Origin of the sequence: Pseudooceanicola aquaeponti, assembly GCF_050897975.1 — a bacterium.
Lineage (GTDB): Bacteria > Pseudomonadota > Alphaproteobacteria > Rhodobacterales > Rhodobacteraceae > Pseudooceanicola.
This window is the reverse complement of record NZ_JBPAXY010000003.1, coordinates 1-12,539: the sequence shown is the minus strand read 5'-3', so window position 1 is coordinate 12,539 and position 12,539 is coordinate 1. Positions and strand designations below refer to the sequence as shown.

The following is a 12,539-nucleotide window of genomic DNA, read 5'->3' as shown; positions in this document are numbered from 1 at the left end:
ACCGAAACAACGGGTTTCTCGCAGAAAGCGATAGCATTGAATCCTGTGGGCTCTCCTTTACGGGGCCTAAAATTGCATAGAGGGCAGTAGTCAGCTTGTCTTGATCAACCATAAACTGCACTGTTAGCGGCCGTGACATTTTTTATATTTTTTGCCGCTGCCGCAGGGACAAGGTTCATTCCGGCCTGTTTTCTTGGCTTTAGCAGGCGGGGCAGTTTGTCCTGATCGGTTGAGCGTCATCCTCCTGGCAGGTTGAGCCATTCGAGAGGCATCCTCATAGATGTGGGCATTTTCGGCCGTCCGAGATGTGGGAATTTGGACTGCAAATGACTTTGCTTGATAATAAACACCATCTGCGCTGACCTCAGCGAAGACACCAATGACGTTCTTAGCTTTGAGGGCCACTGCGACTGCGCTTGCTTTGTTGTTCACTTGTGTCCAGTCGACTTGGCGATTATACTGCTGAAGCCAGACGAAGAGCGGGTCGCCATCGCCGCCCAGAGAAAAGTAGCGAAATGGGTGCTCGGTCAGGGTTTTCCGAAGATCAATCAGCATTTTCGCGAGATTATTTTTGCCGTCCCCCCCGAAGTCACGGATATGACTTTCCGCTGAAAGCCATCCGCTTGCTCGAGTGGCATCAAGGGCATCAAGAATCTTCGACACTTCCAACGGGATTTCCTGCATAGGAAGCGCTTTAGTTTCCCAGTCCTCTCCTTCGAAGCACTTGTCAACAATCTCACTCATTCCATCCCACAAGACCATGCTGGCTTTGCCGTCTTTGAGCTGTTCAGCCAAATCATGATCAAATCGATTTTTTGTCAGGTAAGCGCCAAGATGGTCGAACTCGTCGAAGAGATGAGCACGGCGAACCCTGGCAACGGATTGCCGAACCTCTAGGTAGTGGGTAAAAATTCCTGGTGTAGGCAAAAACCGCTTAAGCACGAATAAGTCGTCAATTGACAGAGAAATGAAGGCATGCTGCCCAAGCAACGGTTCGACTTGCGGCAGTTCCTTGCAGAATGTTGCAAGGGGCGAGAACGACTCGACGGTAAGTCCGATTGGCACCAACACGCGATAGTCGGAGCGGCGGACACGGCCGCACTCTTTGTACTTGCCATCAATACGTTGATAAAGTGGCACTTCGTCTGCAGAATTAAGATAACGAAAGAAACGGTCGCATTGCTGATACGCCTTGAGCACCAAGTCTTGTACGGACTGAGCGTGGCGACCGAAATCTAGCTCAGGTGACGCAATGGTTGCAGCGGCTCCAGCTTTTGCTTCAACCAAAATAAGCACATCATCAATCAGGACAAGCGTGTCGTTTTCGGACCACTGCTTGGTGGTAGGATCCTTGTAATAGACTTCCCGAAATACTTTTGCACTGGGGAGTTGGGCAGAGAGAATATCGGCGAAGGCTGCTTCGCTCATCAATTTCTGCCGATCTTCAAAAGATTTCTTGTAGTCAGGCTTTCGTTGAAGAAGATTGAAGAGGAGTGCACGATACCCTGCATCACGGGCAAAACATGGGTCCACAGCGTAGTAGTCAGACCCAAGTTGGATCAACGGTTTTTTGCGTGCAGGCAGTGTCCGGTAAGGTGTACCCGCAAAGTCACCAGCAGCGAAGAACTCTGTTTCTTCGCCGCGACTGTAGGCTAAATCCGCTAGAAGCATCGGCGGGAGTTTGGTGTGACGGCTTACATTGGCAACGCCACCGCGAAACATATCATCTATTGCTCGGCCTGCGGCGCTCAGTTGTTCCGTATTTTCCGCACCCCACGCTTCCATGATGTCTTCTAGGGGCTTTTCATTTGCATCTGCAAAATCTTGCGCCGCTTGAAACTGTTTCATCATCTCCGAAATAGCGTCGGCTTGGCCAGTACGTGTTACGTTGGCCATCGCTTGGAAGCCTTCGGCGATATCGCCTGCACCGACGCCGTATACCTCTTTCAGAACATCATCATGTGGCGCCAGAACGTAGCGGTAAAACTCCCCTTCTAAGACTTGGTAACGGTTTCCACGCAGCATGACCCACGTAGACTTCGCGCGAAATTCAATATCAGCTGTGTCAGGACCGAATACGCCGGTTTTAGTTCCCGCTGATGAGACCATTGCGAAGAGCATTGCTTGCTCTCGCAGTTTTTGGCTGAGTTGATACAGTTCCACGCACTTAGGTTCATCGAACGTCATGCTGTCGGGAGCAGAATCAGATGCAAGCACCGCATGTACGTATTCAAGCAGAAATTGATTTTGGTTGATGAGGTCTTCTGAGCCGTCGGCTCCTGGCTGTTCCCCGTCGGCAACGCGTTTGTCTCCCATCGCTTTCAGCATACGCTGAGCGTAAATGTAGCCAAGTAGATCATGGGGAGGCATTGCCACTATTAATTCACGCATGCGGGCGGCAGTGGTCTGCATGTCTAATAGAAGAGCGGCTTCAGATTCTTTTCGTTCTTTTTCGTCCATCGAAAAATTTACCGGCTGTGTTGAAGAGGCAATTGCGGAAATGTGGCATGCGTGGCTTTTGGATCTTGGCAAGATCCAGCGCCAAATGAAATGTCATAAGGGACGACTCATGCCGGTCGTGGGTCTCTTTTGTACAAGAAGCCCTTTCCGTCTTACAAGAAGGTCTGCTTCTCCGCGGAGACTTCTGCGGTTAGCACCCGCAGCGAACTTCCGCTTTCCGCCCTTCGCGTCCGTGCCTGGCGACATGCTGCACCAGGCAGGAATGTCGCGGAAGGGCTGGTATCTGCCGTTCGCTGCACTTGACACCGGGGTCAGCTCTGGGCCGTTCTCGTATGTAGAGACAGGATTACATCTGCCACAGCGGCACGCTGCCTATGGATACCTAGTTCACGGCCCGTAGGCTCAGACGCCTTTCACCCAGCTCACGATATCTGCCCTCCGCTGGCCCCCAACTGGCGGCCGCTTTCCTTGCCTTGGGTGCTAGCGATCATCGTCGGTATCACCCGGATGCCCGATTCCGCTCCGACAACCTGAACCTCTCGGACGCTCAGAATTATCAGCCTCGCCGTTCATCCCAGTCACGGCGCCGCAAACTCAGGTGCCATCATCCGGCAGGGCCCGCACCAAGGCCCCTAGGGGGGCGCCCGAAGGGCGGTCCCGATCGAAATCCACCACCTGCGACGCCGATAGCCTCCCCCTATCGCCCATTGCCGCAAGCCGCGCGACAGCGCCGAGCCTTTCGCCAATACTGGCGGCGAAAGGTCACTCTGGAACGAGGCAGGCAATGCAGATCACGGTCATCGGTGCGGCGGGCGGATATCCCTACGGCGGACATGCCTGCTCTTCCTTCCTGGTCGAGTCCCGGGGCCAGTCGCTTCTCCTGGACGCGGGCCCCGGCGTGGCCCTGCGCGTCCTTGGGCGCGGCCCCGCCATACAGCTCGACGGGATCGCCATCTCGCATTGCCACCCGGACCATGTGCTGGACCTGATCCCGCTGGGCTATGCGCTGATGACCGAATGGATCAGCACCCGCAGCCTGCGCCGCGTGCCGCTGGCCCTGCCCGAGGGCGGCACCGCCTTCCTGCAATCGCTCTCTGCCCTCTTCGGGCACAAGCACTGGCGCTTTACCGAAGACGATTGCGGCCCCGGCTTCGACCGGCTGCGCGACACCGCCGCCGCCGGGCAGGACTGGCTGTTCGAGGTCTTCGAGATCCACGAATTCACCGCCAGTGACAGCTTCGACATCGCCGGGCTGAGCCTTGCCACCTGCGCGGTCGATCACATGCCCGGCGCCGTGGCCCTACGCCTGAGCGATGGCGACAAGACCCTCGTCTACACCGGCGACACCCGCTGGACCGACGCCCTGCCGCCCTTCGCCGCCGATTGCGACCTGCTCATCGCCGATGCGCATTTCTCGGGCTCCGAACCGCCCGGCGGCGCCCATATGTCGCCCGCCGAGGCCGCCCGCCTGGCAAAGGCCGCCCGCGCCCGCGCCCTCATGCTTACCCATCTTGCCGCCCCTTCCGATGCCGAGGCCGCCCTGGCCTCGGCCCGGGCGGCCTGCGACGTGCCCGTCTGCCTGGCACTGACAACCGACGCGGTCACGCTGTAACGGCGCGCCCCATCCCCCCTCTCTCCCACCAGAACCGGAGTTCCCGATGACCCGCAAGTTCCTGCCCTCCCTCCTGTGCAGCGCCGCCCTCTGCGCCGCTGCCCTGCCCGCCCTGTCCGAAACCTCGATCCGCATCGTCTCGGGTCAGGAAAAGCAGAACGGCGCCGTGATCCGCGACATCCTGACGGCCTATGACGCCGCCGATGCCGAGGTCGCCGTGACCCTGGACATGGACAACAAGTCCGATGTCGAAACCACCCAGCAGGTGCTGGCCGACATCATCTCGGGTTCGGCCCCCGATGCGGTGCGCGTCACCGGCTCGGTGCTGGCGACCTACATCAACTCGGGCCGCGCCCAACCGCTGGATGCCTGCCTCGACGCCCAGCCCGAGCTGCTGGCGCAGCTCGACACCGGCCTGCTGGACAACTTCCGCGGCGCCGATGGCAAGCTTTACGCGATGCCCTTCTACACCACCCTGCCCGCGCTCTACATCAACAAGCAGGCCTTCCGCGATGCGGGCCTCGACCCGGAAACGCCGCCCGCCACTTGGTCCGAACTGCGCGCCGCGGCCGCCACACTCAGCGATGCGGACAAGGGCAAGTACGGCGTGCTCTTCTACATGCCCAACACCTACCTCTTCGAGGCGCAGATGGAATCCGCAGGCGGCGCCTGGACCGACGCCTCGGGCGCGCTGAGCGCCGACAACCCCGGCACCGTCGACACCTTCGCCTTCCTGCGCGGCCTGGTCGAGGACGGCTCGATGCCCGCCATTGCCCCCTCGGCCTTCTGGAGCGAATTTGCTGCCCTCTTCCGCTCGGGCGACCTCGGCATGATGCTCTTCTCCGCCTCCACCTACCCCGGCCTCATCGGCGGGCTGGAGTTCGAGACCACCATCGCGCCCATGCCCATCAAGGGCAGCGGCAGCATGGTTGCCAATGCCTCGGCCAACGGCTTTGTCATGCTGGCCACCGACCCGGCGAAGCAGGAGGCCACCTGCAAGGCGCTGTCCTCCTTCCTGACGCCCGAAGCGGTGACCCAGGTCGTCAAGACCACCGCCACCGTGCCGCATAACGTCACCGCCACCGCCGCGCCGGACCTTCTGGGCACCTATTTTGCCGAGAACCCCGCCTTCGTCACGGTCAATGCCCAGCCTTCGGGCAGCTGGTTCGCCCTGCCCGGCCGCGCCAACACCGAATTTCAGACCGAGTTCTCGGACCTGCAATTCCGTGTCCTCAGCGGCGATCTGAGCCCGGAAGAGGGCGCGGCCCAGCTTCAGGACGTCACCGCCGACCTGCTGCTCGAAAACTGATCCCACCCGGCGGGCCGGACCTCCCGGCCCGCCCCCTTATCCGAAAGACGCTTCTACATGACCGACCTGCACGTCATCTGGGACTGGAACGGCACCCTGCTGGATGATTTCGAGATCACTGCCGAGGTTTCCGCCGAGATGATCCGGACCGCCGGGCGCCCCGACGTGACCCATGACGACATCCGCGACCATCACACCCGGCCCTTCAGCCATTTCTTCCATGCCCTCGTCGGTCGCGAACCGACCGAGCAGGAGATGGCGGCGAACATGGCGCGCTATTCGCAAGTCTACGATCCGATCAAGCACCAGCTGCCGCTGGCCGCCGACGCGCTGCACGCGCTGGAGCTGCTGAAAGAGAGCGGCGCCGGGCAGTCCGTCCTGTCGATGGCCCCGCAGGACGAGCTGCGCGCGCTGGTCTCGCACAATGGCATCGCCGACTACTTCCGCGCCATCGACGGGGCCGAAACCCTGGGCCAGGACCGCAAGCGCGCGAGCCTGGAACGGCATATGGGACGGCTGGGCCTGATGCCCGCCCGGACCGTGCTGATCGGCGATACGGTCGATGACTTCGACGCTGCCTCGGCCCTCGGGATCCGCGCCGTTCTGGTCACCACCGGGATGCATTCCGCGCGCCGTCTTGCGGCAACCGGATCGGATGTGGCCGATACACTGCTCGGCGCCGCAAGACTGGCGCTGCACGGACAGCCCGCGGCCTGAGGCCAGGACGCACCGACGCGAGATCGACGTGACACCGACGTCGATTCCCCCCCCGAATTGGCCCCTGTCCGCGCCCGGCTTCGCCCGGGTGCCGGCCCCGGCCGTGCCCTGCGCTACGGGCAGCAAAGAGGACCGACATGACCCGGACATCCACCGACACACGCACCGAAGAGGGCCGCCGCCGCATTGACTGGGCGCGCGCCCACATGCCCATCCTTGCCGGATTGCACGCCCGCTTCTCTGCCGAAAAACCCTTTCAGGGCCTGACGATAGGCATCTGTCTTCATGTCGAGGCCAAAACCGCCGTCTGGGTCGACGCCCTGACCGCGGGCGGGGCGCGCATCGTGCTGACCGGCAGCCCCGGCACCACCCAGGACGAGGTCGCCCATGTGCTGAACCAATGGCGCGGCGTCACCGCCCTGGGCCACCGCGCCGAAAGCTTCGACGACCATTTATCCCAATGCGCCAATGTGTTAGAGGCCAAACCTGATCTGATCGCCGACAATGGCGGCGACCTCCACGCCCTGCTGACCCGGCCCGCTTTCGCCGCACTCCGCGACCGCCTTCTGGGCGCCACCGAAGAGACCACGACCGGAGGAAACCGCCTGCGCGAAGAGCTGCCGGATTTCGATTTCGCCACCTGGGTGATCAATGACACCCGCGCCAAACGCGTGGTGGAAAATCGCTACGGCGTCGGCAGTTCCGTGGTCGACGGGCTGATGCGCGCCACCAACCTGATGCTGCACGGCAAACGCGTGGTGGTGATCGGCTACGGCTTCTGCGGCTCGGGCGTGGCGCAGCGCCTGCGCGGCATGGGCGCCCATGTGACGGTCGTCGAACCCGACCCGCTGACCCGGCTTGAGGCGCATCTGGAGGGCTTCACCACCCGCGACCTGCCCCAGGCCCTTCCGTGCGCGGATCTGGTGATCACCGTCACCGGGCGCGACGGCGTCCTGGGGGCAGAGATGCAGCGCCTGCTGCCCGATGGATGCCTGCTGGCCAATGCCGGTCACTTCTCCTCCGAGATCGACGCAACGGCGCTGTCGGCAAAGACCATGTCCCGCCGCCCCGTGCGCGATCACGTCGAGGAACTGACCCTGTCCGACGGTCGCCGCCTGTATCTTCTGGCCGGTGGAAACCCCGTCAACCTGGCCGCCGGAGACGGCAACCCGGTCGAGATCATGGACCTTGGCCTGGCCCTGCAATCCCTCTCGCTGGAGCAGATCGCCCGACAAGGTCGCACCCTGCCCGCGGGCGTCCACCCCGTCCGCGCCGATGTCGAGGCCGAAGTCGCCCGGCTGACCGTTGCCGCCTGGATCGGCCCCGAAGACACCCGCGAGACAGCGCAGGAACCGAAAGGTGCGTAAATTTGCTTCGTCGTCACGCAACCGCCACAGGAAGATGCCATGACGGCTTGCACCCCGAACCGGCCTGGCGCGAAGCTTCGGGCCAGCCACCCTGCCACGGACCTGCCAGACGATGACGATTGATACCGCGCAATGGCTCGACGCAGAGCGGATGCGCATTCTCAGACGCGTCAGCCTGCGCCAGCTGCTCTACTTCCTGCAACTCACCCGGGACGGCAGCTTTCGCCGCGCCGCCTCGAATCTGGCGGTCAGCCAGCCAACACTCAGCCAGCAGATCGCCAAGCTGGAAGACGCCCTGGGAACGCCGCTGGTCGAACGCGCCGCCAATGGCTTCAGCCTGACGCCCGAGGGCGCCCGTATGGCCGAGCTGCTGTTGCCCCTGCTGCGCGATCTTGGCGGCGCGCTGACCGATATCCGCCCCGAGGATCAGGCCCGCCCGATCCGCCTGGGCATCCCCTCCTACCAGGCCTATCCGCAGATCGACGCCTTCTTCGCCGCCCTGCGCAAGGCCCATCCCGGCCTGCAGGTCCAGCGCGTGGAGATCGCGGCACGGGAAATGTGCCTGCTGCTGCGTGACAAGCAGCTGGATGCCGCCTTCCTCAGCCTGCCCACCCCCGGCGAAATGCCCCGCCCGATGGAAATGCTGCCTTTCTACGCCTCCCCCTACGAACTTTGCTTTCACGAAAGCCACCCCATGGCGGCCCGCGACTACCTGCGCCCCGAAGATGTGGCCGAGATGGAACTGATCCTGCTGCCCCGCAGCCATCACCCGGCGCTGTACGATTCCCAGATGGACGGTCTGCGCGCCCTTGGGATCGAGCCGAAGCTGTCCTCGTCGGAAGTGACCAATGTCTCTGGCCAGATGAGCCTTGCCGCCTCGACCGGCGCGGCCTGTATCGTCTGCCCGGCCACCATGCAGCTGCCCCCGGGCATGGTCAGCCGCCCGACGCGCCCGGCCCTGCCGATGCTGGCGCTCAGCCTCTTCTGGCACAAGCAAAGCTACAATCCCCAGCTGGAGCGGATGCTGAACGTGATGCAGAAGGTCATCTCCGGCTGGAAGAAAGCCCCCGCCCCGGGGCGCTGATAGGCTGCGGCTATGACCGGTCGGATCTTGCTATCTGACCCGTCGCCCTGGGCACGGTATCACAGGACGAGATCAATAGGGACTGCTGCCATGCCCCAGGCCACCACGACCAAGGATGCCGACATCCTTGCCCCACCCGTCCGCGCGCGCGGCACCGCCCGCCTGTCGCGCCAGCTGATGCCCTGGGTCTGCCTGACCCCGATGCTGGTGCTGACAGCGATCTTCGTCCTGTTCCCGGCGCTGATCGCCCTGGCGCTGGTCTTCTACGACTTCGACATCCTGGCAGGCACGATCCGCTGGGTGGGCCTGAAGAACATCAACCGCGCCATCGCCAGAGGAGAGGTCCTGAACGCCATCTTCGTGACCCTGCGCTATGCCATCTATACTGTGATCCCCTCGCTGACACTGGGCCTGCTGGCGGCGCTGGCGATCAACGGGGTGCGCCGGGCGGCCAGCTTCTGGCGGGCGATCTACTTCCTGCCGGTGGCCGCAACCCTGGTTGCCATGTCCATTGTCTGGCGCTGGATGTTCCTGGCCCGGCGCGGGCTGATCGACCAAACCGTCGGCAAATGGCTGGGACTGACCGACTGGCTGAACTCGACCGACCTGTCGCTGCCCGCCGTGGCGCTGGTCGGCAACTGGCAACAAATCGGCTTCGTCACCATCGTCTATCTGGCGGGCCTCGCCGGTGTGCCGAAACACCTGCTGGAGGCGGCCCGCATCGACGGCGCCAGCGCCTGGCACCGGTTCTGGCATGTCACCTGGCCCGCGCTCGGGCCCACCACGGTCTTTGCCGCCGTCATCAGTTCGATCCAGGCCCTGCGGATCTTCGACACCATCGCGACGATGACCTCGGGCGGGCCCTCGGGCAGTTCGGAAACGCTGACCTACCTGCTGTGGAAACGCGGCATCTACTACCTCGATATCGGCGGCGGCGCGGTGGTGACCGTGGTGCTGCTGGCGCTGGCTCTGCTGGCGACCTGGATACAGAAACGCGCCTCTCGCAGGCTGGAAAGGGCCGGATCCCGATGACCAGACGCTTCCCCCAACTCGCCCTGCACGCGGGCCTCGCCCTGGGCGCGATCTTCATGCTGCTGCCTTTCTGGCTGATGATCCGCGCCTCGCTGACCCCCGAAGAGCAGATCTTCTCTGGCGGGATGATCCTGCTGCGCGAGATCACCTTCGAGAACTACGCCCGGGTCTTCGCCGAGGTGCCGATCCTGCGCTACTACCTGAACGGCCTCTTCGTGGTGGTGACCATCTTCGTGGGCCAGGTGATCGTCTGCGTGCCCGCCGCCTATGCCCTGGCCCGGCTGAAGTTCCGCGGCCAGGATCTCAGCCTGTGGATCGTGCTTGGGGCGGTCATGATCCCCTACCAGATCACCGCGATCCCGGTTTACGTGATCCTGGCCCAATTCGGCCTAATCGACACCCGCGCGGCGCTGATCGTGCCCTTCATGGCAAATGCCTTCGGGGTCTTCCTGCTGCGCCAGTTCTTCCTGGCGATCCCCGGATCCGTCTTCGAGGCGGCGCGGCTGGATGGCGCAGGCATGGTCGACACCCTACTGCGCGTCGTCCTGCCCATGGCGCGGCCCGCCCTGGTGACCTTCGGCATCTTCAGCTTCGTGTCGCACTGGAACGACTACTTCTGGCCCAGCTTCGTGCTGCGCACCGACAATGCGGCGACCGTGCCCTTCGGCATCGTGCGCTTCCTGGATGCCGAACTGGGCAGCGACTACGGCCCCCAGATGGCCGCCGCGACGCTGACCGTTTTTCCCCTGCTGGTGGGCTTCCTGCTGGCGCAGAAACAATTCATCGACGGCATCGCCGTCTCGGCCGGACAGGTGGAATGACCATGCCCAAGGACCTTTCGCAGATGCCCCAGACCCAGCCCCGCACCAGCCCCGAGGTGCGCCTGAGCGCCGCCATGAAACGCTATCCCGGCGCCGAACGCGCCACCTTCAAGGATCTGGATCTGGCCTGCCCTGCGGGCAAGATCACGGTGATCGTCGGCCCCTCGGGCTGCGGCAAGACCACCCTGCTGCGCGCCATCTGCGGGCTGGAGGGCATCGACGGTGGCACCCTGCATTTCGGCCCCCGTGACGTCACCCGGGTCGCCGCTGAACAGCGCGGCGTGGCCATGGTGTTCCAGAACTACGCGCTCTATCCCGACAAGACCGTGGCCGGGAACATCGGCTTCCCGCTGCGCATGGCGCGCCTTCCCAAGGCCGAGGTCGCCGAGCGCACTGCCGCCGCCGCGCGGCTGGTGCGAATCGAGGACTATCTCGAACGGCGCCCGGCTGAGCTCTCCGGCGGCCAGCGCCAGCGCGTCGGCATCGCCCGGGCCATCGTGCGCGGCCCTGACGTGCTGCTGATGGACGAACCGCTGTCGAACCTCGACGCCAAGCTGCGCACCGAGATGCGGTCGGAACTGAAGGCCCTGCAACGCCAGATCGGCGCCACCACGATCTACGTGACCCATGATCAGACCGAGGCGCTGACCCTGGCCGATCACCTGGTCGTCATGCAGGGCGGCGTAATTGAACACCAGGGCGCCCCGGCGCAGGTCTTCGCCCGCCCGGCCAATGCCTTCGTCGCCGATTTCGTCGGCCGCATGAACCTTTTCCCCGGGATGGCACAGGGCAGCCGTTTCACGCTCGACGCCGGATCCGTTGCCACGCTTGGCCAGCCCCTGGGCGACGGCCGCTACCTGCTGGGCGCGCGACCGGAAGAGATCGGCGCAGGCCCCGCCCAGGATGCGGCCCTGTCGATCGAGGCCCGCGTGCAGGACAGCGAGCTTCTGGGCACGGAACAGCTTGTCACCGCTGCAACAGACGGGCACATCTTCAAGGCCCGCCTGCCCGTCGCACAGCCGCTGTCCGAGGTGATGACCTTCCACGTCGCCCCCGGCCACCTGCACGTCTTCGACGAGACCGGCCAACGCCGAGAGACCCTGTCCTGACATGATCAACCTGCCATCCCCCGACTTCATCGCCGCCCTAGAGGCCGCCTATCTTCATCTCACCGCCGCGGATGACGATGCCAGCCACGGGCTGGGTCATGCGCGCCGTGTGCTCTCTGCCGCGCTGGAAATCGCCAGCCAAACCCCCGTGTCCGACACCCAGGTTCTGGCGGCGGCAGCCTATTTCCATGACCTGGTGAACCTGCCCAAGAACCACCCCGACCGCGCCAGCGCCTCGCGCCTGTCGGCAGAGGCGGCGCGGCCCGTCCTTGAAGGCCTGGGCATGGCGCCGGCGCGCATCGAGGCCACCGCCCATGCCATCGAGGCGCATAGCTTCTCGGCCAACATCAAGCCCGAGAGTTTCGAGGCAAAGGCGTTGCAGGATGCCGACCGGCTGGAGGCGCTCGGCGCGCTTGGCATCGCGCGCACCTTCTACATCGCGGGTCGCATGGGCAGCGCCCTCTTCTCCGACGAGGACCCCGAGGGGGCGGAAAGGCCGCTGGACGACAAGGCCTATGCGTTGGACCATTTCGAGCTCAAGCTCTTCCGCCTGCCTGAAACCATGCAGACGGAGGCCGGTCGCAAGCTCGCCGCCGCGCGGGCTGACTACATGCGCGATTTCATACGCCAGTTGCTTGGCGAAATCGGCGCGGCTTCCTGACGGCGGCAAATTCAGCGGCAGGCGAAAGATCATTGGTGCCGCTCAAGCCCCAACCAGAGCTCGACCTTCAGAACAAGCAAACTAGGCTAGCAAAGACCATTCAGGCGTCTGCTACACCGAGGAATGGTCAGGCTAAATGTTCCATAGGAGCCTACTCCGCAGCCCCAATGGCCGGGCGCTCTGCACCGCGCTCGCAGAACGTCTTTTTCGCGCAGACACAGCTGCGAATGTCATGGAACGTAGAACTAGGTCGTGTTGACAAAACGGATTCACATCAGGCTTTGAGCATGATTCAAGCTGGCATCTGCGATGGAGACCAGCTTGGCACGAGACCTTATGTCGGACGAGGAATGGACGTTCTTTGAGC

Annotated in this window: 10 protein-coding genes and 1 pseudogene; 9 read left to right on the top strand and 2 right to left on the bottom strand. The window is 63.4% G+C overall.

Going from position 1 to position 12,539, the window contains the following annotated elements; translation table 11 throughout:
- Positions 1 to 123: 123 nt before the first annotated feature.
- Both ACRARE_RS06800 and ACRARE_RS06795 read right to left on the bottom strand, forming a co-directional pair.
- Complete coding sequence (locus ACRARE_RS06800) at positions 124 to 2,460, bottom strand: YecA family protein (RefSeq protein ID WP_432655671.1); 2,337 nt, start codon at positions 2,458 to 2,460, stop codon at positions 124 to 126.
- A 578-nt stretch (positions 2,461 to 3,038) separates the two neighbouring features.
- Positions 3,039 to 3,089, bottom strand: a pseudogene (locus ACRARE_RS06795) (thioredoxin domain-containing protein); the annotation flags it as partial.
- Between the two features lie 155 nt (positions 3,090 to 3,244).
- On the opposite strand from ACRARE_RS06795, the gene ACRARE_RS06790 reads away from it, so the two are divergent.
- From ACRARE_RS06790 to ACRARE_RS06750, 9 genes are all read left to right on the top strand, one after another.
- Entirely contained in the window at positions 3,245 to 4,072 is an 828-nt protein-coding gene (locus ACRARE_RS06790) for an MBL fold metallo-hydrolase (RefSeq protein WP_432655670.1), read from the top strand.
- Positions 4,073 to 4,118: 46 nt separating this feature from the next.
- Complete coding sequence (locus ACRARE_RS06785) at positions 4,119 to 5,381, top strand: extracellular solute-binding protein (protein WP_432655669.1); 1,263 nt, start codon at positions 4,119 to 4,121, stop codon at positions 5,379 to 5,381.
- A 57-nt stretch (positions 5,382 to 5,438) separates the two neighbouring features.
- Positions 5,439 to 6,098: an HAD family hydrolase gene (locus tag ACRARE_RS06780; RefSeq protein ID WP_432655668.1), complete on the top strand. Its 660-nt coding sequence runs from the start codon at positions 5,439 to 5,441 to the stop codon at positions 6,096 to 6,098.
- 137 nt (positions 6,099 to 6,235) lie between these two features.
- Complete coding sequence (locus ACRARE_RS06775; RefSeq protein ID WP_432655667.1) at positions 6,236 to 7,465, top strand: adenosylhomocysteinase; 1,230 nt, start codon at positions 6,236 to 6,238, stop codon at positions 7,463 to 7,465.
- 112 nt (positions 7,466 to 7,577) lie between these two features.
- Positions 7,578 to 8,549 (top strand): LysR family transcriptional regulator, encoded by a 972-nt coding sequence (locus tag ACRARE_RS06770; RefSeq protein WP_432655666.1) that lies wholly within the window; start codon positions 7,578 to 7,580, stop codon positions 8,547 to 8,549.
- Between the two features lie 90 nt (positions 8,550 to 8,639).
- Complete coding sequence (locus ACRARE_RS06765; RefSeq protein WP_432655665.1) at positions 8,640 to 9,581, top strand: carbohydrate ABC transporter permease; 942 nt, start codon at positions 8,640 to 8,642, stop codon at positions 9,579 to 9,581.
- A complete protein-coding gene (locus ACRARE_RS06760; protein WP_432655664.1) occupies positions 9,578 to 10,402 on the top strand; it encodes a carbohydrate ABC transporter permease in 825 nt (274 codons plus the stop codon). The genes ACRARE_RS06765 and ACRARE_RS06760 overlap by 4 nt, the downstream gene beginning before the upstream one ends.
- Positions 10,403 to 10,404: 2 nt before the next feature.
- The gene (locus ACRARE_RS06755; protein WP_432655663.1) at positions 10,405 to 11,511 is read left to right on the top strand and encodes an ABC transporter ATP-binding protein; all 1,107 of its coding nucleotides are present in this window, start codon (positions 10,405 to 10,407) and stop codon (positions 11,509 to 11,511) included.
- Between the two features lies 1 nt (position 11,512).
- Entirely contained in the window at positions 11,513 to 12,172 is a 660-nt protein-coding gene (locus ACRARE_RS06750) for an HD domain-containing protein (protein WP_432655662.1), read from the top strand.
- The last annotated feature ends 367 nt before the right edge of the window (positions 12,173 to 12,539 follow it).

Bases quoted from the DNA above. Each gene is read 5' to 3' on its own strand.
- ACRARE_RS06750 (WP_432655662.1), top strand. From the start codon at position 11,513: ATGATCAACCTGCCATCCCCCGACTTCATCGCCGCCCTAGAGGCCGCC.
- ACRARE_RS06790 (WP_432655670.1), top strand. From the start codon at position 3,245: ATGCAGATCACGGTCATCGGTGCGGCGGGCGGATATCCCTACGGCGGA.
- ACRARE_RS06770 (WP_432655666.1), top strand. From the start codon at position 7,578: ATGACGATTGATACCGCGCAATGGCTCGACGCAGAGCGGATGCGCATT.
- ACRARE_RS06800 (WP_432655671.1), bottom strand. From the start codon at position 2,460: ATGGACGAAAAAGAACGAAAAGAATCTGAAGCCGCTCTTCTATTAGAC.
- ACRARE_RS06785 (WP_432655669.1), top strand. From the start codon at position 4,119: ATGACCCGCAAGTTCCTGCCCTCCCTCCTGTGCAGCGCCGCCCTCTGC.
- ACRARE_RS06755 (WP_432655663.1), top strand. From the start codon at position 10,405: ATGCCCAAGGACCTTTCGCAGATGCCCCAGACCCAGCCCCGCACCAGC.
- ACRARE_RS06780 (WP_432655668.1), top strand. From the start codon at position 5,439: ATGACCGACCTGCACGTCATCTGGGACTGGAACGGCACCCTGCTGGAT.
- ACRARE_RS06760 (WP_432655664.1), top strand. From the start codon at position 9,578: ATGACCAGACGCTTCCCCCAACTCGCCCTGCACGCGGGCCTCGCCCTG.
- ACRARE_RS06775 (WP_432655667.1), top strand. From the start codon at position 6,236: ATGACCCGGACATCCACCGACACACGCACCGAAGAGGGCCGCCGCCGC.
- ACRARE_RS06765 (WP_432655665.1), top strand. From the start codon at position 8,640: ATGCCCCAGGCCACCACGACCAAGGATGCCGACATCCTTGCCCCACCC.